The organism is Claveliimonas bilis (assembly GCF_030296775.1).
Classification (GTDB): Bacteria; Bacillota; Clostridia; order Lachnospirales; family Lachnospiraceae; genus Claveliimonas; species Claveliimonas bilis.
Window position 1 is genome coordinate 43,609 of sequence record NZ_AP027742.1, and the last position, 24,989, is coordinate 68,597.

Sequence of the window (24,989 nt, forward strand, 5' to 3'; positions counted from 1 at the left end):
GAAATTCACTGTTTCACTTTTATCTGTCTTCCATCTTGATGTATTCCCTGTGCGGAGCCAGTGCTTTGTATGCCGGTCGTATGATCTTATCTACATTTTTCAGCTCTTCCAGACGATGCGCGCTCCATCCTACAATACGCGCCGCCGCAAAGATCGGCGTATAAAGAGCACTTGGAAGTCCCAGCATGCTGTATACAAGTCCGCTGTAAAAGTCAACATTCGCATTTACTCCTTTGTAGATCCGGCGCTTTTCGCCGATAATTTCCGGAGCCATATGCTCTACCATTTCATAAAGTGCATACTCTTTTTCAAATCCTTTTTCTACTGCCAGCTGCTTCACAAATTTTTTAAAAATATCTGCACGCGGGTCAGAAATGGAGTAAACTGCATGTCCCATTCCATAAATCAGTCCTTTTTGGTCAAAGACTTTTTTATCCAGAAGATCGCACAGATACTGTCTGACAGCATCTCTATCTTCCCAGTCGCTGACGGTCTTTTTCATATCTTCAAACATCTGTGTTACTTTGATATTTGCTCCGCCATGTTTCGGTCCTTTCAAAGAAGCCATTGCTGCTGCGATCGTTGAGTATGTGTCGGTTCCTGAAGAGGTTACAACGTGTGTAGTAAAAGTAGAATTATTACCGCCGCCGTGATCCATATGGAGAACCAGAGCCATGTCTAAAATTTTAGCCTCCAGTTTCGTGTATTTCCGATCTTCCCGCAGCATCATCAAAATATTTTCAGCTGTGGACAGCTCCGGTTTTGGCGCATAGATAAACAAGTCTTCACCCATACGGTAATTGTATGCGTGATAACCGTAAACCATCATCATCGGGAACTGACTGATCAGATTCAGACACTGTCTCAATACATTGGAAATTGACGTATCATCTGCTTTTGCATCATAGGAATACATATTCAGAATAGACCGTGAAAGACTGTTCATCATATCTCTGCTTGGAGCTTTCATAATGACATCTCTCACAAAATTGGGAGGAAGCGTTCTTCTCTCAACCAATGTCTCATGAAATTTCTCCAACTCCTGACTTGTAGGAAGTTCTCCAAAGAGAAGAAGGTATGTAATTTCTTCAAATCCAAAGTGCTCCGCTTCCAGAAATCCCTTTACCAGGTCTTTAATATTGTAACCGCGGTAATAAAGATTTCCTTCACAGGGAACTTCTTCTCCGTTTACTATTTTCTTTGCACAAATATCGGAAACATTAGTAAGTCCCGCCAGGACGCCTTTTCCGTTTAAATCTCGAAGCCCTCTCTTTACCTCATATTTTGTGTAAAGCTCTTTGTCAATCGCATTCTTTTCTTCACATAGTTCAGCCAGGTGTTCAATCTCCGGCGTAATTTCAAATAATGCTCTTGCTGCAGGATAACGTTTTTCCATGAGCGCATTCTCCTTTCTGTCTCAATTCATAAATTTACAGGTTACTCATTTATCTTGTGATAAATGCTATTACTGAGCATCGCAAACTCTTCCAGCGTCAATGCCTCTCCCCGGATCCCCGGCCCTTTGCCGAGTTCTTCGATGCATTCTGCAATTACTTCTCTGGAAAGATTCAGCTCTGCTGAGTTTTTCAATCCATTCGCCAATGTTTTTCTTCTCTGATTGAAGGACGCCCGGATAATCCCAAACATCAGCTTCTCATCCTCCACATGTACAGGAGGTTCCTGATGTACCGTAAGCCGTATGACTGCCGATCCTACTTTTGGTCTTGGCATAAAACAGTTGGGCGGAACATTTGCCACAATATACGGCTTGGCGTAATACTGCACTGCCAGAGACAATGCGCCGTAATCCTTGGTTCCGGGACCGACCTGCATGCGGTCTGCCACCTCTTTCTGCACCATAACCGTGATGCTTTCCAATGGAACATGCTTTTCAAATAATCCCATAATAATGGGCGTCGTAATATAATATGGAAGATTTGCCACTACTTTGATGGGCCTTCCTCCATTTTCTTTCAAAACCAGATCATTAAGATCAAGCTTAAGAACATCTTCATTAATAATTGTTACATTCTGGTACTCTTTCAGGGTATCTTCAAGAACAGGTATCAAAGACTTGTCGATTTCTACTGCCGTAACCTTCCCTGCAGATTCTGCAAGATACTGTGTCATCGTCCCGATTCCGGGACCTATCTCCAGCACAAAATCATCCTTTGTGATTTCTGCTGCTGCTATGATTTTGTCAAGCACATGAGTATCTATAAGAAAATTTTGTCCGAATTTTTTTTGAAATGAAAAATTATATTTTTTTAATATCTCAATGGTATTCTGCGGATTTCCAAGAGTTGCTCCCAATCCCCCACCTCCTTTATTTTTCTCCCCTCACTCCTTACAGCCTGTACAGATTTCTTGCATTTTTCTCTGTCTCTTCTATCACGTCACTGGCAGAAATCCCCTTTATACGGGCAATCTCTTCTGCCACATAGGTCAGATTCAGGGAATGATTTCTCTTTCCTCGGTTCGGCACCGGCGCAAGATACGGACAATCTGTTTCCAGTACGATCGAAGAGAGCGGCACAGCCTCCGCAACCTCCTTCAGCTTTCTTCCGTTTTTAAATGTCACCACGCCTCCGATACCGATGTAGTAGCCCATTTTCACATATTCCAGGGCAATCTCCCGGGAATAGGAAAAACAGTGGATCACACCGCCAATGTCTCTGCCATGCTCTTTCATAATGCGCAGCGTATCGGCAGCTGCATCCCTGCTGTGAATAATAACCGGAAGATCCATATCCTTTGCCAGCTGAAGCTGACGGATAAACCATTTCTGCTGAATTTCCTCCGGCTCTTCCTTCCAGTAATAATCAAGTCCGATCTCTCCTACTGCCAACGCCTTCTCATCCTCAAGAAGCTCCTGCATTTTCTGTATCTTCTCTTCATCCAGACATCCCACATGATCAGGATGTACACCGATCGCTGCATACACAAACGGATATTGACGGGCCAGGCCAAGCACATTCTCACAGGAGTCAAAGGATGCGCTTACATTCATGATCGTGCCGACTCCTCCGGCTTCCATGGACGAAAGCAGTTCTTCTCTGTCCGGATTAAATTGTTCATCATCATAATGTGCATGGGTATCAAAAATCATCATATTTTCTGTCTACTCTCGTTTTTCAAAATGATTGCTCTAAAAAGAGTAGAACAATTATACCATAAAACTGTTTAAATTCATATTACGGGAAAATTAAATTTTTATGAATGAACATAAAAGAGGGCCGGGATTTCAATGAATCCTCCGCCCTCTTTTACAGCCGCCTTATTCTTTTTTGAAATTATTTCGTCCTCGACTAGCAGATTTCAGCCCCGGCCGGCATATCTTTCTCCGGCGTCATCAGGGCCAGGTTGCCGTCTGCATCCTCGGCGCACAGCAGCATACCTTCTGATAATACTCCCGCCAGTTTTGCCGGTTTAAGATTTACAAGAACCATAACTTTCTTTCCAACCATTTCTTCCGGAGTATAGTGCGCCTTAATTCCGGATACGATCTGCTTGATCTCGCTTCCTACTCTCACTTTGGAACAAAGCAGTTTCTTTGATTTCGGCACCGCCTCACATTCCAGGATTTCACCCACCTGGAACTGCATTTTTCCGAAATCATCAAATGTGATCTCCGGCTTTGCTTCTATATCGATCACATTTTCCACTTTTTCTTCTTCCTCTTTTACCGGAGGATGAAGCTCTTCTACTTTTTTCATTACTTCTTCCAGGTCAAGTCTCTGGAACAGGATTTCCGGTTTCTCTGTCACTTTTCCATCGCCAAGCTGTGCAAGGATCTTCTCTGATGTCTCAGGCATAAACGGTTCCAGCGCCCGTGCGCCTGCCTTGATGCTCTCCTGCAGATTGTAAAGCACTGTTTCCAGGCGGTCTGCCCTGGCCTCATCTTTAGCCAGCGCCCACGGCATTGTCTCATCAATGTATTTATTGCAGCGTTTAAACAGGGTAAAAATCTCGGTAATCGCATCTGCCACTCTCAAGCTGTCCATCTTTTCTTCCACTGCCTTTGGCATGTTCTCTTTAACCGCTTTCAAATCCTGGTCTACTTCTTCTGCCACGCCTTTGTCTGTCACTGTTCCGCCAAAATATTTGTTTGTCATGGAAATGGTACGGTTTACCAGATTTCCCAGTGTATTGGCAAGATCAGAGTTCATTCTTTCCACCATCAGCTCCCAGGAAATCACTCCGTCGTTTTCAAACGGCATTTCATGAAGCACAAAGTAACGCACAGCATCTACTCCGAAGAAATCTACCAGCTCGTCTGCATACAGTACATTTCCCTTGGATTTACTCATTTTTCCATCGCCCTGAAGCAGCCACGGATGTCCGAAGATCTGCTTCGGCAAAGGCAGATCCAGCGCCATCAGGAAGATCGGCCAGTAAATAGTATGGAAACGGATAATGTCCTTGCCGATCAGGTGGAGATCCGCCGGCCAGTCTTTCTTAAACTGCTCAGTGCTCTCTCCGTCACAGTCGTATCCGATTCCGGTAATGTAGTTTGTCAGGGCATCCAGCCATACATAAACCACATGATCCGGGTCGAAATCTACCGGGATTCCCCATTTAAAGGAAGTTCTGGATACACAAAGATCCTGCAGTCCCGGAAGAAGGAAATTGTTCATCATCTCATTTTTTCTGGAAACCGGCTGGATAAATTCAGGATGGCTGTTAATGTGCTCGATAAGACGGTCTGCATATTTGCTCATCTTAAAGAAATACGCCTCTTCCTTTGCCGGCTGTACCTCACGTCCACAGTCCGGACATTTGCCGTCTACAAGCTGGGACTCTGTAAAAAAGGACTCACAGGGCGTACAGTACATTCCTTCATAGTACCCTTTGTAAATATCGCCTTTTTCATATAATTTCTTAAAAATCTTCTGTACCTGCCTCTCATGGTCCGCGTCCGTTGTACGGATAAACTTATCATAAGAAGTATTCATCAAATCCCAGATTCTCTTAATTTCTCCGGCTACATTGTCCACAAATTCTTTGGGGGTAACTCCTGCTTCCTCTGCCTTCAGCTCAATTTTCTGTCCATGTTCGTCGGTTCCTGTCTGGAAAAATACATCGTATCCCTGGCTCCTTTTGTATCTTGCGATCGCATCTGCCAGTACGATCTCATAAGTGTTGCCGATATGCGGTTTGCCTGATGTATAGGCAATCGCTGTCGTCATATAAAATTTCTGTTTTTCCATTTCACTTTCTCTCCTTTTCTCTTCCTTTTACAGCTTTTCTAAAAATAAAGTAATTCATTTGCCCGGCAATGAAGTTTCCCGACAAAGAACAAAGAGTTCCGCTTGCGGAACTCTCGCGCCGAGCGCGGTCGCCTTAGCGGCAAAATTCCACTTCGCGCAAGTGCGCATCCTGCGGAGCGTTTTATTTAATAGGAAAGAAATTTCCCATTAAATAAAAAAGTCTCCTTTGGCTCTGTAAAGAACCAAAGAAGACGAGCATAGCCGTGTTACCACTTCTTTTCATCCCTGCCTCACGGCAGAAATCTCATCAGGTGCCATAAAAGACATCTGTCCGCTGTAAAGGGCGGACCCATCGCAGCCTGCGCTGAACATAGAATCGCTGCTTACATCCTGCAAGCAACTGTCCAACGGTCGGTGCGCCGCTCAGAAGCCATCTTCCTTCTGCTTTCATTTATTCCTTCTCAGCTTTGCGGCGGTTTTCTTCAGAAATATACTCTTTCCAAAGTCTTCCGCACAGGAATTTCTCTGTAAAACTTCTCCAGAAGTACTCTCTTCATCACTGCGTTTTCTTTGTTTAATCGTATCTAAAATCCTAGCATAGGTACTCTGAAATGTCAAGGATTACACTCACCGCACACTAGTTTACATTTTTCGTTATTTTTGATTGTCCGCCCGTCTGCATTATATTATACTGTACAAACGGAGTAATCGTGTTACAGGGTGGCTTGGCCTTCATTCTACATAGAATGGGGGGTGATGCTGATGGACAAAAAACCATTTTACTTTAAAGATCTTATAGCCTTTGGAATGTTCATCCTGGCATTACTGACATTCGTTTTTACGTTTATCAAGTAGTGCTTTAAACATAGAAAAACCACCCTCTAAACTTTGAGCGGTTTCAGGGTGGTAATTCTATTACAATCTTGTTACCGTCAGGTAGGCTTATCATCAACCAGAGGTCAACCACTTTATGGCGGTTGCCCCCTTTTCTGTTTTTACTATATCATATCCCCCGGTCAGCCGCAAGGCTTAACTTGTCCCTTTCGTAAGTTCGGCAAACTCTCCCTTTTCAAATTCCATAATGGAAATGCTCTGTTTATCCGGGTTTGCATAAACAAAGGTTTTATCCACATTTTCCAGGTAATTCTGGATCTTGTCGTTTGTCGCACTGATGATAGCCTGGAAGCCAAGTCCCCGGATCAGTTCGATACAGGTAGCCACCTTCTCGGCATCCATTTTAGAAAATGCCTCATCCAGAATAACCAGGCGGATGGTTGGATTGCGCCGGCCCCGCCTCCCTTCATCCAGGCGGTACATTTGAGCAAAGCTTGCCAGAAGCGCTACATAAAGCGGATTCTGCCCTTCTCCTCCGGAGTTTTTCCGTATCATTTTTCCAAGCCCGATATGCATATCTTTCTCGCCCCTGACAATCTGCTGCATATCAAAGGAAAGATAGGTTCGGTAGTCAGAATATTTCTTCATATTCCGTTTTGCCTCCTCCATCTCTTCCGGAGTAGCGTGTTCCGGCGGAATGAAAATCTGGATCAGCTCATTTACCACATCTCCATAACGGTCCTCGTGCTCCATAGTGAAAAGATCCATCTGGCTGTCCATAGCGTCAGGGAGCTGCGCCGGATTGATTTCCAGGGAATCGTCCATAAACATTTTGTAATATACACCGTCCGGCCCTTTATTCGGCCCGATGACAAACCGGTATTTATCTTTTCCGAAATCCAGCCGGCTGATGACGCGGTTCAGTTCATCCTGCCTCTGGTAGGCTTCTTTAATGGCGCTTCGTATTTTATAGACGAAATCCTCCTTAAAGTGGCGCACTGCCGCCTGTGCCTGCTGGGCTGCCTTTTTCTGATATTCTTCCAGATGGTCGCATTTCAGTCTGTCAAGAAGCTCTGCGTATTCTTTGTTGTCCTCTGTTCCGACGGAAAAGCTTCTGTGGGGATACTGCCTTAAATATTCGCTTCTTGCATCTACAAGTTCCTGATATCTTTCTTCCCTTTCTGACTGACAGCTCTGCACCTCTCTCTGGCAAAGTCCCCGCAGATACTCATAATTACTGCTTCGCTTTTCTGCCAGATAACGCTGAAAACTTTCAGCATGACGGCTGTCTTCCAAAAAGGCTGCCTCTTTCTCCTTAAGCTGACTGCTGATATCCAGATACTGTACATCTGCCTGACGGATCCGGCTCTCCCGGCCCCAGATTTCTTTTCGTATCTGTTCCAGGTTCTTCTCGTTCAAAACCTGCTGCTCCTTGAGCCTTTCTTTTTCCTCTTCCAGCTGTCCCACATTTCCACCCTGCATCTTTTCCAGGCGGGCCAGAAGTTCTTCTCTTTCTGCTTCTTTTTTGCGGATCGTGGAAATATCTGCCATCATATGAAGATAATCCGCTGCCGGACGTTCCAGATATTCCATGGAAAGGAGCGTACGGATATCCTCCATATCCTCTTCCAGAGGCAGCCTTCTCTTTTCCAGCTGCTCCTTCCTCTCTTCCAGCTGTTTCCGTCTTCTCCTTAAACTGTTTTCTCCGATATAAGCTCTTCTCGTATAATTTTCCGGATTGATATGCTGAACACGATATCCTTTGTAAAGAATGCAATCTGGTGTTGCAGAAATTTTATAATTTCTTAATTCATTAATAGATTTACACTTTATAATATTCCCCAGAAGGAAATTTATATATGCCTGTGCATATTCTTCTTTTGCTTTCACTTCCTCGGCCAGTGAGCTCTTCTGTACCGGGTGTTCATTCTCCATCAGCTTTTTCGTATCAACCACTGCTGCCCGGCAAAACTTTTTCTTATCCATGGATTCATAAATCTCTATGGCCTCCCCGGCATATTCCGGTTCTACCATAAGCGCTGTCTTATGGTTCCCCAGGCAGCCTTCCACTGCAGCATGCCATGTCTCATCTTCTACTTCCAGCAGATCCGCAAGAATCTGAACATGAACAAATTTCCCTGCCCTCTTTTGCAGCTCGCTTCGGATATAGTATCTCGCCTCCTCGATTTCCAGAGGGTAATGCTTCTTCCCCTGTTTCAGATCTGACGCCTCTTCCCCCAGAAGCTTTAACTTCTGCTTCACATCCCGCAGCTGACTTCCAATATCCGCTTTTTCCTCCTCGGCTTCCTGGCGGATTTCTTTCAGATTATTTTGGATCCGTTCCAGTTCTTCTTCCGTAATCTTAAAACTGCAGAATTTTCCGATATCCTGAAGTGTCTGGCTGGATACGCGGTCCTGACTTTTCCACTTTCCCATACTTTCAGCCAGTTTTATCAGGTCTGTTCTGCTCTTTTCCAGATGTTCAAGGAAGGCATTCGTTTCTTTGATCTGACCTTTGATCTCCTCATATCCCGTCTGGGCGATCTTTACAATGACATCTTCATACTCTTTTTGGATTTCCCGGATCTTTGCAGCCACGCTTTCCTCTGTCTTCTTTTGCTGTTCGGTCTCCTGAATGGCTGTCTCCTTGCGGTCCTTAATTTCCTGCAGTCTTGCTTCAAGCTGCAAAATCTCCAGCCGGCCGGCACGATAGCTCCATGATTCCTCTTCCAGACACTTATCCTTATGAGATTCGAAATTTTCTTCGATCTTTGTCAACCATTTTATTTCTCCCAGTATAGATTCTATTCTGCTTCGCATTCTTCCATACTGGAGAACACTCTCCTGCATTCCTTCAATCTCAATATCCTGCTCCATGCAGATATATTCCTTCACAAAATCCTCCAGCCGGATATTCATGCGGAACGGAATCGCCCTCTTGAAAAGCCGGGGAAATTTCTCTATATCAAGTCCGCCGAGATAGACATCATAGAGCTGACGGCGGAACCGTTCATTGCTGGGACCACAGTAATAATTCTCCTGTGAAAAATTCCTCTGCAGATATTCCCGTATCTCATGGGTAGACAGCACTCTTCCCTCTCCTCTGTAGGCATTTGGCAAAATGCCTCCCCGATGCCAGAAAAAGAGCCTGTTTATATCATTGGAGGCAGTTTCCACATCAAATACGACTCCCACACACTCCTCCTCTTTTGTGGAACTGTTAGTAAATTCCAGGACGATTGTGGTGGAAAAGTTTTTGTTTCTCAGATATTCTGATTCATTATTTTCACTGATATTTACCATCCCGCGCAGGTATTCGATCAGATTCCGGTCGGAGTCGTCTGCTGCCGCCTTGTTGAAAAATCCTCTGCCGTCCGTATTTGCGTACAGCACGATCTGAAGCGCATCGATAACTGTAGATTTCCCGCTGCCTGAGTGTCCTGTAAAAAAGTTAATGCCTTCATTTAAAGTGAGAATCTTCCTGTCAATATAATGCCAATTATTCAGACAGATCTTCGATAGTATTTTGAATGGCTGTTTCTTCTCCACTGTTTTCCTCCTCGCTAAAACTTTCCAGCAGTTCTCGGATATGATCTCCCGAAAGCACCAGATTGACTGTAGGATAAATGATCATCCTCGTATTTTCGTTCAATTCCTCTAAAATGTCCAGCGGCTCCACAATCTGATACTTTTTCAGAAGCGCTATGGTCCTCCTCATCTCTGTGGGAGATGGGATGCTCTTGATCACACGAAACGCCCCTGCTTTCTGATTGATCTCACCTGCCGTCGCCACTATACGGGTACTGGACGCTGCCTGCGCCATCTGCTCATCATAGATCAGCTTCAGGATCAGCAGATACACTGTGGCAAGCCTTGGAAGCTTCTCGCCCCACAGCGTTTCTCCCTGTATGTAAATAATCCCGTCATGCACATTTTCTTCCAGAGAAATTCCGGCGACTGCAAAATAGTCTTTCAGAAATTCCAGATGCGTGCTGCATGTTCTATACTCCTTTGTATACTGGTATTTCTCTGTCCGTCTGTCGTATCTTCTCTCCAGAAGGTAGGTCTGACGGTACAGAAGCTGGATCGCCTCCCGGATCGCCTCCCTCTCCTGGTCTGTCAGCTCTTCTATATATGTTATCATAATCTTCTCCTTACAAATGTCAGTTTCGGACAGCGGTATTTCCCTTTCACTACCTGTCCTTCTTCCTCAATCACCTGATATCTGCTGCTGTTTCTTATACTGTAATCGTATGCCAGTATGATCTTCTCAAAATCCGAGTCATCCCGGATCTCTATGTTTTCCAGGCACATTTTTTCCTCTTCCATATGGGATTCAATAAATTCTTCTATCTGCTCCCGGCTGTAACGGGTATGGATCCGGTTCAGCTTCAGCACTTCTCCCCGGGAAAGCTCCTCTTTTTCCTCTTCTCTCTCCATCTGGCTGATGAAATCCTTTCGTCCTTTCCGCCTCTTGTACAGAGATTTATCCGACAGCATTTCCAACAGAGAAAGATTCATCTTCTCCCCGACTCTTGCAAGTTTCTCCTCCCCGTTCTCATCATTTCCTATCTGATTCAAAAGCTGCACCACAAGCCCTTTTGTATCTGTCTGTCCGCTCAGCAGATAATTCAGTCTTGTCACTGTAGCGCGGATATACTTTGTATGCTCTCTATCCATATTGGAGATCCGCCGCTCCATATCATCAAAACTTCTCTCGATCCGGTTCAGTATTTCCAGACCCTCTTCTCCGATCCTGTCTATAGTTTCTTCATTATCTCTTATTTTTTCCAGACATTCTTTAATATCCATCTTGTAAAGATAAAAATTATCGCTTGTTTTCAGAATGTGATACTTCCTGCTGACCGCCTCCTCTACATAACCTTCCAGATGCTCTTCAAGAAGCTGTCCGTAATTTTGCTGTTCCAGAAGCCGTCCGAAAAACCGATCCATATTGTGGAGCATGTCCTGGAGAACTTTATTCAGTTTTCTCGTATTGACAAGCGCCGACCGCAGCATTCCTGTATTCAGCCTGGGATTATTCTGGAAAGAATAGAGGGTCGCATACACATTTTGAATGTATAGATCCGTCTCATCCATCCCTTCCCGGGTCATCTGTTCAAACGCTTCAATAAACACTGCCGCATAGTCCGGTATGACAATGTTTGTTACAAAGCTTCCGTAATCCTCCGATTTTTTCAGCCACTGGAATCGTACAAGCCAGTTCAGGATGCGGGCCGCCGGCGTTTCCAACATATCAAGTTCACTCTCTGATTCTTCCATTTCCAGACGGATCTTTTTGCTGGCAAAATAGTCACTCAATATCTGAAGGCAGGCATCCCTGCTTAAAAAATAATTATTATACTCATATTCTTCATTGATCTGAAGCAAAGCTTCCATATATATTTCCCTGTTTCTGGAACGAAACAGGCTCCAGAACGAGTCTGGAATCTCATATACAAATTTCATCTGTACTCCTTTTTATCTGTGCTGCGACGAATCCCGCCGTTGTCATGTTATCATGGAGATTTCTTTTTTTCAATCCCTTGGGCGCCATCTTCCGGGGAATCATTCCTTTTATCATTATTCACAGCCCCACCCGCATGCGCACTCGCCCGGCTTACGCGCTTCAGTCCTGAAACGGCTGTGAATAGTTACTTTTCTTTCCGCATATTTATAGAGAAAAACCCTTAGGATTTTTATATGAAAAAAAAGCTTTCTGCTCTTCTTTGTCTGGCTCTTACAGCTGTTATTTCTCTGAACGCCTGTACCCGTCTATTTTCCCAGGATGAAAACGATGCTTTCCTTAAGTTTACTGCAGACCTCTTCCGTCAGGAAGTTTCATCCAGCGCCATCACCCTTCACTATACTCTGAAATATCCTGAAAAATATGGCGTTGAAAACACCCCCGTCACTCTGGGCGCCTATACAGCCGATCCGACGGCTCTAAGCGCTTCCTGCGAAAACACTCTGGCTGTCCTCGACAGTTTTCGCCGTCAGAAACTCTCACGGGAAAACCGGCTTACTTACGATGTATTGAGAAGCTATCTGACAGAATCTCTGCATGCCGTGCCATTTGCACTGTACGAAGAGCCCTTAAGCCCCCTCACAGGAGTCCAGTCACAGCTCCCCATCCTTTTATCCGAATATCCCTTTTATTCTGACGAGGACATTGACAGTTACCTTGCTCTTATCAGCGACGTGCCTGAGCATTTTGCTTCCCTCATCGCATTTGAGAAAGAAAAATCAAAAGCCGGCCTTTTCATGTCTTCCCGCTGCGCTCAGGATATTATCGAAGAATGCAGTTCTTTTGCATCCATGGGTGACAGCCATTATTTATTTTCCTCCTTTCAGGAGCGGCTTGAAACTGTACCTGACCTTTCAAAACAGCAAAAGGAAGCCTACATATCCCAGCATCAAAAACTGGTAAATGAAAATATTTTCCCCTCCTACCGAAAGCTTTCTGCCGCAATGGCTGCTCTGAAAAATACAGGAAAGAATCAAAACGGTCTCTGTTACTATCCTAACGGGAAAGCCTACTATGAATATATTGTCCGCCGGGATACCGGCTCCTCCCGGAGCGTTTCTGATCTGCAGGATCTTACAAAGTCCCAGATGGCAGAAGATCTTACTGCCATGCAGTCTGTTCTTATAAAAAGCAGCAAAACAGGTGAGTCCTCCGGCGGCAGCACAGTAAAACTGACTCTGGAAAATACTGATCCCCTTGTGATCCTTGACAGTCTGAAAGAAAAATGCTCCGGCGATTTTCCCGCCCTTCCTGACGTCAATATTCAGGTGAAGCAGGTGCAGGCAGAAATGGAGGACTATTTAAGCCCTGCCTTTTTCATGGTCCCTGCCATAGACGACACAGATGACAATGTCATCTACATTAACGAAGGACATTTGCCCGATGATCTGACGCTCTACACGACTTTAGCCCATGAGGGTTACCCCGGCCATCTCTATCAAAATGTATACTACGCCTCCACAAATCCGGATCCCATCCGGAATCTGCTGGACTGGGGCGGCTATACGGAAGGGTGGGCAACCTATGTGGAAATGATCAGTTATTACTATTCGGCGCTGGATACACAGCAGGCTGTTCTGGCACAGCGGAACGCCTCCGTGATCCTGGGACTTTACGCCCTGGCAGATATGGGGATCCATTACGACGGCTGGTCCCTTGCAGAGACAGTATCCTTTTTCCGCAACTTCGGGATCACCGATACCCAGACGATACAGGACATCTACGACCTTATTCTGGGAGATCCGGGAAACTATCTGAAATATTATATTGGCTATGTAGAATTTCTGGAACTGAAAAAAACAGCAATCAAAAAATGGGGAGACTCTTTTACACAGGAACGTTTCCACAAAGCTGTCCTGGATACCGGACCTGCTCCCTTTGAGATTGTAGAAAAATATGCTTTAGGGGAATAACAGCAAGACAAAGAAAGAGGCGAAGAAGGGCTTTTCAAACGTTCCTCCTTCACCTCTTTTTTGTCTATACCATCCAGCCCGCAAGAACAACGCTGGCTGCCAGTCCGGCAAATGTGGCGATCAACGCCCCTTCCAGGGTATACCTGGTCTTTGTAATCTTCGCCGTCATGAAATAGACACTCATGGTATAAAAAATAGTTTCTGTACAGGACATACTGATGGATCCCATCAGTCCGATGAGAGAATCTGTCCCAAATTCTTCATAGAGATCCAATAAAAGCCCTGTTGCCGCAGAGGAAGAAAACATTTTTACGATAGTAAGGGGAACCAGTTCTCCCGGAAATCCGATATGTACCGTAAACTTCCCGATCAGTTCTGCAGCCATTTCAAGGAAACCGGATGATCGTAAAATTCCCACTGCGATCATCAGTGCAACCATTGTGGGCATGATCTTCAGCACGATTTTAAAGCCGCTGTTTGCGCCTTCTATAAAGGCATCATACACCGGTACCTTCCTGGAAACGCCAAACCATACAATCCCCACGATAAGCAGGGGAATGATCATGTTGGATACGATCATAAATACATCCATTCTTTCACCTTTTGCCAAGTTCTGTTTCTTTCATTATATGAAGGAACATTGAAAACAATCTCCAAAAAGTCTATACTAGAAAGCAGAATGAATCGATAAGGAATGATAGCAACTATGCAAAACTCAAGTGATTTCAGCAAAGGAAGTATTTCTGGAAACATTCTCCGCCTGGCTGTTCCCATGACTTTAGCTCAGCTCATTAACGTCCTGTACAATGTGGTAGACCGCATCTATATCGGCCATATCCCCCATACTTCCACAGAAGCACTGACCGGTATCGGACTGACTCTTCCAGTCATTACAATCATCACTGCATTTGCCAATCTGTTCGGCATGGGCGGCGCTCCCCTCTTTTCTATAGCCAGAGGATCCGGCGACGAGAAAAAGGCCGAAAAGATCATGGCAAACTCCTTTTCCATGCTCCTGATCAGCGGGATTCTCCTGGCTCTTCTTTGCTTTATATTTCGGCGCCCCCTCATGTATCTGTTCGGCGCCAGTGATGTCACCTACCCTTATGCCGATGCTTATCTGTCCATTTACCTGTGCGGCACACTGTTTGTCATGGTAAGTCTTGGTATGAATAATTTTATCAACGCGCAGGGATTTGGCGTAATGGGAATGCTCACTGTTTCCATCGGAGCAGTCCTGAATCTGATTCTGGATCCGATTTTTATTTTTGTATTCCATATGGGTGTCCGTGGGGCTGCCCTTGCCACTATTTTGTCGCAGTTCGTCTCCGCAGTATGGGTGTTCCGCTTTCTGACAGGGGAAAAAGCTGTGATCCGCCTCCCCCGCACTCTGGCGCGTCCACAGCTTTCTATCGTAAAAGATATTACAGGGCTTGGACTGTCCGGCTTTGTCATGTCCATTACCAACGGTTCTGTACAGATCATGTGCAACGCTATGCTGCAGCGCTGGGGCGGTGATCTCTATGTAGGCATCATGACTGTTATAAACTCTGTCCGCGAGATTATCACCATGCCTGTAAACGGGTTGACCAGCGGCGCGCAGCCTGTCATGAGTTTTAACTACGGAGCCGGGGAATACCGCCGGGTAAAAGCAGCAATCCGTTTTACTTCTGTCGCCTGTATTATCTTTTCCCTGGCAGCGTGGGCCCTTTTATTTTTCTTCCCGCACTTTTTTATTCATCTGTTCAACAGTGAACCGGAATTGCTGGAAAAGGGCGTTCCTGCTATGAGACTGTACTTTTTCGGAATTTTCATGATGGCTTTGCAGTTTGCAGGTCAGTCTACCTTCGTTGCTCTGGGCAGATCAAAGCAGGCTGTCTTTTTCTCCCTGTTCCGAAAAGTTATTATCGTGATCCCCCTTACCATTTTCCTCCCGGCAATCGGATTTGGCACCGACGGCGTATTTCTGGCAGAACCCGTGTCCAATTTTATCGGGGGAACAGCAAGCTTCGTTACAATGCTCCTTACCGTCTGGCCCCGGCTGAAAGAGACACCGACTGCAAAAGCGCCGGAATAGGATTCTTTCTATTCCGGCACTTTTGATGGCCGGTGCTTTTGATGTCTCATACTTCCAAAGACCGATATTTTTTACAAATGTATCGCATTCTCCCGAATCTCGTCCAAAATTTTCATTACTTTAAGACTTTCCTTCCTCGGCATTGTACTATTGTCTAGTTCTCCTTTATATACAGTCTCTTGAAAGGCAGCCGCTTCGTATTGATAACCATTCCCCTTTATTTCAAACACGTTTTTTTGACAGGGACGGTTCATATCAAAATTCTGACCGGGGGAGAAGCGGAATAATGTATCCGGCCTCCAGAAATACGGGATATAATATTCCCCTTTGTCTGTCATAATCCACATACTATTCTCTAATTTCTTTTCAATAGATACTGTCATTTCAACATCACACAGATCAGAAAAGTGCATGCTACAAAATGTTGTCAGATCAACACCCTCTTCATTCACTCTCACCCAGCTTTGGATTTTTTTCGGGTCTTCTTCTAGAAGCCATTTTGCAAGATTAATCCCATAAACACCGATATCCATCAATGCCCCTCCGCCCAGGTCAGCACTGAACAGCCGTTTCTTCGAGGGCTCTGCCTTTTCTCCAAAGCTGATTTTCATATGCTCTATTTTCCCAAATTCTCCCTTTTTTATCTTTTCTTTTAAGTAAACGTACAACGGAAGGAACCTGCTCCACATTGCTTCCATCAAAAGAGTTCCACTCTTTTCAGACAATTCCAGCAAACATTCCATTTGAGATGCATGCATTACAATAGGCTTCTCACATAAAACAGGCTTTTTCTTCTGCAGACACAGACAAATATTTTCAAAATGCCGAGGATGGATCGTCCCTATATATATGGCGTCTATTTCTTCATCCTCCGCCAATTGCTCATAATCATTATAATATCGTTCTGCACTGATAGGCGATCCTGTATGAGAGGCAGATGCCACTGCTCCTATCCGTACGTCAGACAGATTCTTTAGTCCTTCCGCAAATTGGTGCGAAATAAAACCTCCCCCTATAATCCCCCATGTAAACGGTTTTTTCATTCCTTTCCCTTCCCCTCTTCCTTTCGGTAACTGCTCGGCGTCATCTGGTAGGTTTCTTTGAACAGACGGGTAAAATAATTCTGATCCCTGTACCCGATTCTTGATGCCACGTCACCAATACTAAGATTTGTATGGACCAGTAGCTTTTTCGCTTCCACCATTCTGACTTTATTTAAATATTCCATAAAAGTAATTTTCATATGTTTTTTAAACATTTTGCAAAAGTAGGAATAACTTAAAAAGACATAATCAGCTGCATCCGACGTAGTAATCGGATACATATAGTTTTCGCTCACATAGCGGAAAACTATATTCATACGCTCCTCATCACTTCTGTTTTCCCGGATTCCCTGCATCCTGACATCTTTTTCAAACTCCTCAGCTTTTCGATAATACCAGACGATCAGTTTATAAAAATCCGCCTTTAAGATCATTTCATATCCCACCTTCTTTTCTTCAACTTCCTTCAGCAGTTCGTAAAGAATGGGAAGAATGTCACTTTCCGACTCCAGATCTATATAGGCCGGGTATGGAACTTTGTGGTTTAGAAGCGCTGCGATATATTTCATCTCATGTCCAATCCCGCCCAGTGTATACAAAATATCCGCATCAAATTGAATACATAAGATTTTATGCTTCTCATGGTTGATAAAATCTGTATAATGCTCCTCCTTTGTATTAATAAAAATCAATGTCCCCGGTTCTACAATCCTCTCTTTTCCATTTATAGACACCAGGACCCTGCCTTCTAAAATATAGAGTATCTCCAGATATTTATGCCAGTGAAGGGGAGATGAATATTCATGTACAAAAATTTTAAAAGACGCGCTATTGCTTTCACTTACAAAATATCTCTCTTCAATCCCTTCCTGCATAAATATCCTCCTCCCTTTTCACTACAAGATTTTTTCCATAACTTTTTTTACAAATTGCTGCGCGTCCCCGATTACCTTTTCCGGTTCCATATAATGTGAAAGTTCAAAGGAGACACTTCCATCAAATCCAACTTTTTTTAAAGAAGCAAATGTATCTTCCCAGTTATTAATTCCTCTTCCCGGCGGAAGTCCATAGTTTCCTATGCCGTCACCGTCGCGCATATGGACATGAAATATCTTTTTCCCCAGTTTTTCAATTACCATGGGAATGTACTCCCTCTGGATCATGTGCCATGCCACATCTAAATTAATCCCCAGAGCCGGATCCGATATCGAATCAAACATTCTTAGCATTGCATCGGAATTTCCTACAATTACATTAGCATGCCCTTCAATATTAAAACGCATGCCATACTTTTTACATATATCGACACACCTTTGTATTGTCTGTATATATTCCTTCCATATTATTTCCCCGTCGTAATCTTCCGGCATCTTCATATTCTGGGTCAGCTCTGCAAAAGCTCCGCCGCCAAGAAACGGCGACCAATAATTTGGAAGATACTGCACCTGACATTCATATCCGTTTACCCAGTTTGAAACCATATTGATCATCCCGGTTCCCAACTCATATCCGATTTTTACCATTTTTTCAAAATTATTCAGAGCTTCTTCCCTTATTTCTTCATTGATACTGGACAGCCCCTGAGTCAGCTCTGTATATATTGCAAACTGTGAAAGCTCCATCCCGTATGAGGCTATCAAGTGGCGCAGTTCCCGGATTTTTTCATTTGTATAATAAACGTCTACATCCTTTTGATTATGGGCAATCAATTCAATCGTATCAAATCCCATCTTTCCAATCGTATGAATTGCTGGTTCATACGGCGCTTGATACTGCGGAGCTGTAAAGCACCACACTGCACATCCAAGCTTCATTCCTATATTCCTCCTTATTCCAAATACTGTCTCTCCCCTGTTACTGCACTTTTATATGCCGCTAATATGGTTTCAACCGATTTTATTCCATCATATCCTGTAGTCATAGGCTTTCTGTGCTGTAAAATACAGTCGGCAAAATGTTTTTCCATAGCGAAAAATCCGTCTATTTCCTCATAAGGATAATCTGTCCACTGCAAATCACCCTTTTTGACAATCTGAAATCTCGGAGCATTATTTCTGTCCCACGTCACAAAAACAGTTCCTTTCTCTCCATATAATTCAAACTTGTCATAACACACGCCTTCCGGCGCAATGGTAGAAAAGCTCCAATGACCTTGCGCCATAATTCCATTCTGATAGGTAATATTCACGATTGCATTTTTTTCCGGAATCCCCGTACCCGCCTCGTCTATCTGAGCGTCTATACATTTCACTTCTGATTGTGCCAGCCATCTCATCAGATCCAGATGATGTGCCCCCATATCTGCAAGACATCCTCCTCCGGCCAACGACAGATCATGAAACCATTTTGTCTTAGGATAATAAAAGTCTCCGATTCCAGCATGAGACATCTGTGTCTTTATCATCTTCAGCTTTCCTATTTCTCCTGATTCGATACATTTTTTCATCGCCTGACAATATCCGCGAAATCTCTCGAAAAATGCCGACTGCAAAATAACTTTATTTTCTGAAGCTACCTCGCACATTTCCTGTGCTTCCTCCAGTGTATTGGCGAAGGGTTTCTGTGTCAGAATGTGTTTTTTCGCCTTTGCCGCATCCACAACCACTTGCCTGTGCATAAAATTGGGAGTACAGTTATAGACTGCATCGATCAAATCTGTCTGCAACATTTCTTTATAATCTGTAAATACATTTGGCACATTCAACTTCCTTGCAAACTCCCAGGCATTTTCCTCAATCACGTCGCACACAGCTGTCAGTTCTGTATTTTTCAACTGTTTAGCCGCAATAGCTTGTCCTTCCGCAATTGTGCCGCATCCAATAATTCCTACTTTCAATTTTTTCATTGCTTTTCCTCACTCTTATTCTTTTAATGCTCCCATCGTAAGACCTTGGGTAATATTTTTTTGAAAAATAATAGATATTGCCACCGGTATGACAGTGGCTATGCAGCCTGCTGCCATCATCATTCCATAATCAATACCGAATTTCGATGTAAATTCCGACAAAGCTACCGTTATCGTTTTATTTGACTGCGAGTTCATAAATATGAGCGCATACATAAATTCGTCCCACGCCATTAAAAACGCCAATATCCCGACCGCTGTAAGGCCTGGTCTTGCTATTGGAAGAATCACCCTTACATATGCTTCGAACCTCGAACATCCGTCCACCATTGCCGCTGCTTCTAGATCACGGGATATCGAACGGAAGTAGCCGCTCATCACCCATATGGTATATGTCATTGTAAAAGAAACGTAAAGCAGAATCAGGCAAATCATGTTGTCAATAATTCCCATCTTCCGAAAGATCACATACAGCGGGATCAAAAGCGAGATAGTAGGAAGAAGCTGGAAGAAGAGAATCAAAAGCAGCAGTTTATCCCGAAATCGAAATCTTAACCTGGCAAAAGCATATGCCGCCATACTTCCCACCGCCAAAGATATCACTGTGGTCACTCCGGACACAAAAATACTGTTAAACAGGGCCCTTTTAAAAACAGCGGCCGGAGAAGATACAATCGTCCCTTTGTTTAAAATTGTTTCAGAAAACATGATTTCCCGGTATCTGCTCCAGTCCGGGTGTTCCGGGAACCACGAAGCCGACAGATCCAGAAGATGCTTGGTAGGACTGATGCTGGAAATAAACATCCATATCAGCGGAAGAAGAGTCCATACAATAAACATAATACTCCCCGCCAGCAGTAATATTTTGCGGATGCTCCTTTTTGTCAGACTCCTTTTCATATATTCACCCCCTAGTATATATCATCTGATTTCAATACCTTCTTGTAGATAACCGCTATTCCCACTGTCAAAACTGTCACAATCATGGCTAAAGCAGAGCCATATCCGAAGTCGAACAGCCCAAATGTCTGATAGTAAGTATAATAGCTGATCGTCATCGTACTGCTATTTGGGCCGCCTTGGGTCAACATATACACAATGTCAAAAACTCTCATCGCCTGCGCTGTTCTCATGATTAAAACTACGAGAAGCATTGGCTTCAAAAGAGGAAATGTAATTTTTCTGAAAGAAAACCAGAATCCGGCTCCTTCCAGTTTTGCTGCTTCATAGTGGGATTCCGGTATGGTCGACATCCCCGCTAACAGCATAATCACAAACAGCGGAAGCATTTTCCATGTATCTGCCAAAATAATGACGTTCATTGCCAATTTGGGATCCCCAAGCCATACAATAGGTTCATCGATCAAACCTATCTGAAGCAGTAATTTGTTCAGCGCTCCATAGCTGGCATTCAAAATCCAGTTCCAAAGCTGTGCATTTACAACTGTGGGAACTGCCCAAGGCGCCAGCATCACCGCTCTTAAAAGTTTTTGGCCTTTAAACGGAATATTTAAAAATAACGCAACAATAAACCCCAGAATTGTCTGCAACACAAGAGAGCCTGCTACAAAATACATCGTAACACCCATTGCATTCCAGAAGTCACTGTCTGTCAGCACTCGGACATATTTTTCAATTCCGGTAAAACCATTATTTACCCCTGTCAGAACATTATAATCCGCAACTGTGAGATAGAGCGTATATATTAGAGGATATAACATCAATCCTATTATAATCAGCATGGCCGGGGATATCATAAATATCCCCAGTCTTGCCTCCTTTGCCAAAAACTTACTTTTCATTTCTGCCTCCTTAAAAGCCTTACCCCTTTATAGTCTCTGTGGTCTGATTCTGAAGATCGTTCAAAACCGTTTCCGGATCTTCATTGTTAGCAATCACTTTATGGATAGACTCCTGAACCATCTTGCTCCATTCCTGATACTGTACTAAAATCGGTCTGAAATGAGCGTATTCGTACTGTGGATATGCCATATCCAGTATCGGGAACTCTTCAACCAGGGCTTCGTCACTATAAAGCTCCTTTAAAGTCGGCATCTGTGAAACTCCACTCAAAAAGTCTTTTTGAACTTCTGGCCTGCAAAGCAACTTCAGAAATTCGACTGACCATTTTTCGCTGGCTGTTGTTGACACTACTGCGAAACCTCCGCCACCTGCCACGCTTCCACTGACGGCCTCCTCTGATCCGGGAAGCATTGTCATTCCTACTTTCCCGGCAACAGCAGATTCCTCTTCACTGTTTGTGGTTGTCCAGTAAGAAGACCATCCGGTTACAAACGCAACATCACCTGCCATAAATGTATTCATTACATTGCGGTCTGTATAAGTGATAGATGCAGGATCTACTACCCCGTTACCCATAGACTCTTTCAGCCATGTCAGTGCTTCTACCGACTGCTCACTGTTCAGCATCCACTCTCCGCTTGCATCTTCATCGCTTTCTCTATACTGACCTCCAAATCCATATAACAAGGATGTAAAATCACAGGTAAGTCCTTCCGACTGGCTTGCACCAAAGGCCATCCCATATTTCACAAGTCCTTCTTCTTTCATTTTTAAAGACATCTCACTTAACTCTTTCCACGTTTTTGGAGGCTCTGTATATCCGGCCTTTTCCAATATTTCCTTATTATAAAACAGCCATTTTGCATCGTTTCCTGTCGGAATACCATATTGGTGTCCGTCATATTTCAATTGCTCCCACGCAATGTCTACAAACTGCGACCCAAACTCATCATCCACATAATCATCCAGTGGAACGATCAGCTCTGAATCCGCAAATTCTGCCGGCCATACCGTATCAAGCGAAACAATATCCAGCTGGCTGCCTCCTGCAACCATAGTCATAATTTTGTTGTGCATATTGTCATACGCCTCAGAAAGCAGTTCAATTTCAATCCCTGTCTCTTCTTCAAATGTCTTTACTGCGTTCTCCATAGGACCTGTTCCTTCTGAAGACATTAAAATCACAAGTTTTTCAGGTTTATTATCCTCCCCTTCCTCTGTTCCACTATCTGTCTCTGCTTCCTGCGTCCCGCAGGCCGCACATAATCCTAATGTCAGTATAATTGTCATAAACATTGCCAAGATTCTTTTTTTCTTCATAACTTTTCTCCTCTCTTTGTTGTTGGATTCTGATCAGTCATCCATGCCTCAAAAATTCGTACCTCCCTTTAGTCAGTCTCATTATATCAATCAACTTTCTATATTGTCCATTTAATAGAATATCTCAATTTAGTACTGTATTGTCTTTTTTTCTTTTAATTGGAAATTTTTTCTATTATTCGCTATATTGTCTCTTTATTTTCTCCAATATTCCTGTTGGTTATAAATCCGAAATATTAAAATGCTAATTTTTATCACTCTCATCTTCTCTTTTTGTTTCTTTTTTGACAAATATTGACTTCCTGTTTTCCTCTGTGATACTTTCATTTTAACCTCCCTTTCATATAAAATAATAAGGAGGAAAAGCTATGATTAATGTAGGAATTATCGGCTGCGGCAAGATCGCCTTGACAAGGCATCTGCCGGAATACAGCCAGAGACAGGACTGCCGGGTCGCAGCTGTCTATGACCCCAATATAGAGCGGGCAAAAAATACCGCTTCAATTTATCATGCAAAAGTCTGCACCTCTGCTGAAGAATTGCTTCATCTTCCAAATCTTCATGCTGTCAGTATATGTACCGCTAATGTATTCCACGCTCCGCTGACATTACAGGCTCTAAAGGCGGGCAAACATGTCCTTTGTGAAAAACCCATGGGAATTACACTGGAAGAGTGCATCCAAATGACAGAAACCGCCGCCTTGACACAGCACATTTTAATGATCGGTCACAATCAAAGGTTCACAAAAACACATCAAAAGGCCAAAGAATTAATAGACGCTACTGCTATCGGAAAAGTTCTCACTTTTCAGACCCGCTTTTCTCACAGCGGGCCGGAAAACTGGACCATTGACCGGCAAAACAACTGGTTTTTCGATAAGTCAAAATCTTCCATGGGCGCCATGGGTGACTTAGGTGTCCACAAAACAGATTTGATCCAATATCTGACCGGAAAAGAAATAACAGCTGTCATGGCCTGCATGGATACTCTGGACAAAAAAAGGCCTGACGGCAGTCCCATAACAGTTGATGACAACGCCATTTGCATTTATAGGCTGGAAGGAGGTATTATAGGTTCCATGACCGTAAGTTGGTCAAATTATGGAGAAGAAGAAAACTCTACTATTTTGTATGGAACGGACGGTGTAATGCGCCTGTATGATCACCCTTCCTATTCCATTGTTATCGATCATAAAGATTCCACTCATGAGTACTATCAACTTGACCAGATACAGACAAACGATCATCAGACAAACTCCGGTATAATAGATGCTTTTATAGACGCCGTCTCTTCCGGCAAATCCCCCTTATCATCCGCTGAAAATGTTCTTTCCGCGATGAAAGCCGTCTTCGCATGTATGGATTCTGCCCGCACTGGAGAGTGGGTTTCCCTCAGACAAAAATAAAAGAAAGGAGCGACAGAAAATGAACAGACCTATTACATTGGCATCCGGACAATTCGGAGATCTCCCTTTGGAAAAACTTTGCCGTATTTCTTCGGACATCGGTTATGACGGCCTAGAGCTTGCCACTCATGCCCATTTTAATGTATACAGCGCACTGTACAAAAAAGAATATATTCCTTTCATAAAAGATACTATGGAAAAATATGGATTAAAGTGCTGGACTCTGTCCGCCCATCTCACCGGACAGTGTGTCGGGGATGTGTGGGACCCCCGCCTGGATGCTTTTGCTCCTTCCGATTTGTCCGGACAGCCCCAGAAAATTCGGAAATGGGCGATAGAAGAAATGAAAAAAACTGCCGAGGCAGCCTGTCTATTGGGCGTAAACACTATAACCGGTTTTACTGGATCTCCTATATGGGCATGGTGGTATTCCTATCCCCAGACAACTCCCGCCATGGTGGAAAAAGGATTCCAGGATATTTATGATTTATGGAATCCTATATTAGACGTCTTTGACCAATATCATATCCGGTTCGCACTGGAAATTCATCCGACCGAAATCGCTTTCGACTATTATTCTACACAAAGATTATTAGAAATATTTGATTTTCGCAATACACTGGGAATTAATTTTGATCCCAGCCATCTTGTATGGCAAGGTGTAAATGAATTGACATTTTTAAGAGATTTTAAAGATCATATTTATCATGTACATATGAAAGATGTGAAAATAAACAAAAATGAAAAGGCCGGTATCCTTGGTTCCCACCTCCCATTTGGGGATACCCGCCGAAAATGGAATTTCGTTTCAGTCGGTCATGGGAATGTTGATTTTGATGGAATCATACGAGAATTAAACCTGATCGGCTATCAGGGACCTCTCTCCATAGAATGGGAAGATACCGGGATGGATCGTTTAGCCGGAATGAAAGAATCCTATCAATATGTCAAGAAAATCAATTTTTCTCCTTCTGAAACCTCTTTTGATTCCGCTTTAAAACATCAATAACC

Annotated in this window: 19 protein-coding genes; 4 read left to right on the top strand and 15 right to left on the bottom strand. The window is 43.7% G+C overall.

Features of this window, described 5'->3' with window-relative positions; all coding sequences use genetic code 11:
* Positions 1-19: 19 nt before the first annotated feature.
* The 7 genes from R2J37_RS00170 to R2J37_RS00200 all read right to left on the bottom strand — a co-directional run bounded on the left by R2J37_RS00170 (position 20) and on the right by R2J37_RS00200 (position 11,513).
* Positions 20-1,396: a citrate/2-methylcitrate synthase gene (locus tag R2J37_RS00170; protein ID WP_316265905.1), complete on the bottom strand. Its 1,377-nt coding sequence runs from the start codon at positions 1,394-1,396 to the stop codon at positions 20-22.
* 41 nt (positions 1,397-1,437) lie between these two features.
* Positions 1,438-2,313 carry a 16S rRNA (adenine(1518)-N(6)/adenine(1519)-N(6))-dimethyltransferase RsmA gene (gene rsmA, locus R2J37_RS00175; RefSeq protein ID WP_230107512.1) on the bottom strand — a complete coding sequence of 292 codons (876 nt, stop codon included), beginning with the start codon at positions 2,311-2,313 and terminating at the stop codon, positions 1,438-1,440.
* Positions 2,314-2,347: 34 nt separating this feature from the next.
* Positions 2,348-3,109 (bottom strand): TatD family hydrolase, encoded by a 762-nt coding sequence (locus tag R2J37_RS00180; RefSeq protein ID WP_316267067.1) that lies wholly within the window; start codon positions 3,107-3,109, stop codon positions 2,348-2,350.
* A 199-nt stretch (positions 3,110-3,308) separates the two neighbouring features.
* The gene (metG, locus tag R2J37_RS00185; protein ID WP_316265907.1) at positions 3,309-5,210 is read right to left on the bottom strand and encodes a methionine--tRNA ligase; all 1,902 of its coding nucleotides are present in this window, start codon (positions 5,208-5,210) and stop codon (positions 3,309-3,311) included.
* 1,029 nt (positions 5,211-6,239) lie between these two features.
* Positions 6,240-9,593 carry an ATP-binding protein gene (locus tag R2J37_RS00190; protein WP_316265909.1) on the bottom strand — a complete coding sequence of 1,118 codons (3,354 nt, stop codon included), beginning with the start codon at positions 9,591-9,593 and terminating at the stop codon, positions 6,240-6,242.
* On the bottom strand, positions 9,544-10,188 hold the full coding sequence (locus R2J37_RS00195) for a DUF4194 domain-containing protein (protein WP_230107509.1): 645 nt from the start codon (positions 10,186-10,188) through the stop codon (positions 9,544-9,546). The genes R2J37_RS00190 and R2J37_RS00195 overlap by 50 nt, the downstream gene beginning before the upstream one ends.
* Positions 10,185-11,513 (bottom strand): Wadjet anti-phage system protein JetA family protein, encoded by a 1,329-nt coding sequence (locus R2J37_RS00200; protein WP_316265911.1) that lies wholly within the window; start codon positions 11,511-11,513, stop codon positions 10,185-10,187. The genes R2J37_RS00195 and R2J37_RS00200 overlap by 4 nt, the downstream gene beginning before the upstream one ends.
* Before the next feature lie 234 nt (positions 11,514-11,747).
* Here R2J37_RS00200 and R2J37_RS00205 point away from each other — a divergent pair, with 234 nt between their 5' ends.
* The gene (locus tag R2J37_RS00205; protein WP_316265912.1) at positions 11,748-13,484 is read left to right on the top strand and encodes a DUF885 domain-containing protein; all 1,737 of its coding nucleotides are present in this window, start codon (positions 11,748-11,750) and stop codon (positions 13,482-13,484) included.
* A 64-nt stretch (positions 13,485-13,548) separates the two neighbouring features.
* Here R2J37_RS00205 and R2J37_RS00210 read toward each other — a convergent pair whose 3' ends face one another.
* Complete coding sequence (locus R2J37_RS00210; RefSeq protein WP_230107568.1) at positions 13,549-14,076, bottom strand: spore maturation protein; 528 nt, start codon at positions 14,074-14,076, stop codon at positions 13,549-13,551.
* A 114-nt stretch (positions 14,077-14,190) separates the two neighbouring features.
* Here R2J37_RS00210 and R2J37_RS00215 point away from each other — a divergent pair, with 114 nt between their 5' ends.
* On the top strand, positions 14,191-15,561 hold the full coding sequence (locus R2J37_RS00215; protein WP_316265915.1) for an MATE family efflux transporter: 1,371 nt from the start codon (positions 14,191-14,193) through the stop codon (positions 15,559-15,561).
* A 71-nt stretch (positions 15,562-15,632) separates the two neighbouring features.
* Here the strand turns inward: R2J37_RS00215 and R2J37_RS00220 are convergent, their stop codons facing one another.
* Genes R2J37_RS00220 through R2J37_RS00250 form a run of 7 tightly spaced genes read right to left on the bottom strand, consistent with a single transcriptional unit; the run spans position 15,633 to position 22,572 of the window.
* Complete coding sequence (locus R2J37_RS00220; protein WP_316265917.1) at positions 15,633-16,604, bottom strand: Gfo/Idh/MocA family protein; 972 nt, start codon at positions 16,602-16,604, stop codon at positions 15,633-15,635.
* Positions 16,601-17,479: an AraC family transcriptional regulator gene (locus R2J37_RS00225; RefSeq protein ID WP_316265919.1), complete on the bottom strand. Its 879-nt coding sequence runs from the start codon at positions 17,477-17,479 to the stop codon at positions 16,601-16,603. Before R2J37_RS00225 ends, R2J37_RS00220 begins: the two co-directional genes overlap by 4 nt.
* 21 nt (positions 17,480-17,500) lie before the next feature.
* Positions 17,501-18,418, bottom strand: coding sequence for a sugar phosphate isomerase/epimerase family protein (locus tag R2J37_RS00230; RefSeq protein ID WP_256194770.1), 918 nt, complete (start codon positions 18,416-18,418; stop codon positions 17,501-17,503).
* A gap of 14 nt (positions 18,419-18,432) precedes the next feature.
* Positions 18,433-19,449, bottom strand: a complete 1,017-nt coding sequence (locus tag R2J37_RS00235; RefSeq protein WP_256194772.1) for a Gfo/Idh/MocA family protein — start codon at positions 19,447-19,449, stop codon at positions 18,433-18,435.
* A gap of 15 nt (positions 19,450-19,464) precedes the next feature.
* Positions 19,465-20,349 carry a carbohydrate ABC transporter permease gene (locus tag R2J37_RS00240; protein WP_316265920.1) on the bottom strand — a complete coding sequence of 295 codons (885 nt, stop codon included), beginning with the start codon at positions 20,347-20,349 and terminating at the stop codon, positions 19,465-19,467.
* An 11-nt stretch (positions 20,350-20,360) separates the two neighbouring features.
* The gene (locus tag R2J37_RS00245) at positions 20,361-21,251 is read right to left on the bottom strand and encodes a carbohydrate ABC transporter permease (protein WP_316265922.1); all 891 of its coding nucleotides are present in this window, start codon (positions 21,249-21,251) and stop codon (positions 20,361-20,363) included.
* 19 nt (positions 21,252-21,270) lie between these two features.
* Positions 21,271-22,572 (bottom strand): extracellular solute-binding protein, encoded by a 1,302-nt coding sequence (locus tag R2J37_RS00250; protein ID WP_256194777.1) that lies wholly within the window; start codon positions 22,570-22,572, stop codon positions 21,271-21,273.
* 368 nt (positions 22,573-22,940) lie between these two features.
* Between R2J37_RS00250 and R2J37_RS00255 the strand changes: the two genes are divergently transcribed.
* Both R2J37_RS00255 and R2J37_RS00260 read left to right on the top strand, forming a co-directional pair.
* Positions 22,941-23,978: a Gfo/Idh/MocA family protein gene (locus R2J37_RS00255; RefSeq protein ID WP_316265926.1), complete on the top strand. Its 1,038-nt coding sequence runs from the start codon at positions 22,941-22,943 to the stop codon at positions 23,976-23,978.
* Positions 23,979-23,997: 19 nt separating this feature from the next.
* Positions 23,998-24,987 (top strand): sugar phosphate isomerase/epimerase family protein, encoded by a 990-nt coding sequence (locus R2J37_RS00260; protein ID WP_256194781.1) that lies wholly within the window; start codon positions 23,998-24,000, stop codon positions 24,985-24,987.
* Positions 24,988-24,989: the final 2 nt, after the last annotated feature.

Excerpts from the sequence above, each read along its gene's own strand:
- R2J37_RS00170 (WP_316265905.1), bottom strand. The coding sequence starts at position 1,396 with ATGGAAAAACGTTATCCTGCAGCAAGAGCATTATTTGAAATTACGCCG.
- R2J37_RS00180 (WP_316267067.1), bottom strand. The coding sequence starts at position 3,109 with ATGATTTTTGATACCCATGCACATTATGATGATGAACAATTTAATCCG.
- metG (WP_316265907.1), bottom strand. The coding sequence starts at position 5,210 with ATGGAAAAACAGAAATTTTATATGACGACAGCGATTGCCTATACATCA.
- R2J37_RS00195 (WP_230107509.1), bottom strand. The coding sequence starts at position 10,188 with ATGATAACATATATAGAAGAGCTGACAGACCAGGAGAGGGAGGCGATC.
- R2J37_RS00200 (WP_316265911.1), bottom strand. The coding sequence starts at position 11,513 with ATGAAATTTGTATATGAGATTCCAGACTCGTTCTGGAGCCTGTTTCGT.
- R2J37_RS00205 (WP_316265912.1), top strand. The coding sequence starts at position 11,748 with ATGAAAAAAAAGCTTTCTGCTCTTCTTTGTCTGGCTCTTACAGCTGTT.
- R2J37_RS00210 (WP_230107568.1), bottom strand. The coding sequence starts at position 14,076 with ATGGATGTATTTATGATCGTATCCAACATGATCATTCCCCTGCTTATC.
- R2J37_RS00215 (WP_316265915.1), top strand. The coding sequence starts at position 14,191 with ATGCAAAACTCAAGTGATTTCAGCAAAGGAAGTATTTCTGGAAACATT.
- R2J37_RS00220 (WP_316265917.1), bottom strand. The coding sequence starts at position 16,604 with ATGAAAAAACCGTTTACATGGGGGATTATAGGGGGAGGTTTTATTTCG.
- R2J37_RS00225 (WP_316265919.1), bottom strand. The coding sequence starts at position 17,479 with ATGCAGGAAGGGATTGAAGAGAGATATTTTGTAAGTGAAAGCAATAGC.
- R2J37_RS00230 (WP_256194770.1), bottom strand. The coding sequence starts at position 18,418 with ATGAAGCTTGGATGTGCAGTGTGGTGCTTTACAGCTCCGCAGTATCAA.
- R2J37_RS00235 (WP_256194772.1), bottom strand. The coding sequence starts at position 19,449 with ATGAAAAAATTGAAAGTAGGAATTATTGGATGCGGCACAATTGCGGAA.
- R2J37_RS00240 (WP_316265920.1), bottom strand. The coding sequence starts at position 20,349 with ATGAAAAGGAGTCTGACAAAAAGGAGCATCCGCAAAATATTACTGCTG.
- R2J37_RS00245 (WP_316265922.1), bottom strand. The coding sequence starts at position 21,251 with ATGAAAAGTAAGTTTTTGGCAAAGGAGGCAAGACTGGGGATATTTATG.
- R2J37_RS00250 (WP_256194777.1), bottom strand. The coding sequence starts at position 22,572 with ATGAAGAAAAAAAGAATCTTGGCAATGTTTATGACAATTATACTGACA.
- R2J37_RS00255 (WP_316265926.1), top strand. The coding sequence starts at position 22,941 with ATGATTAATGTAGGAATTATCGGCTGCGGCAAGATCGCCTTGACAAGG.
- R2J37_RS00260 (WP_256194781.1), top strand. The coding sequence starts at position 23,998 with ATGAACAGACCTATTACATTGGCATCCGGACAATTCGGAGATCTCCCT.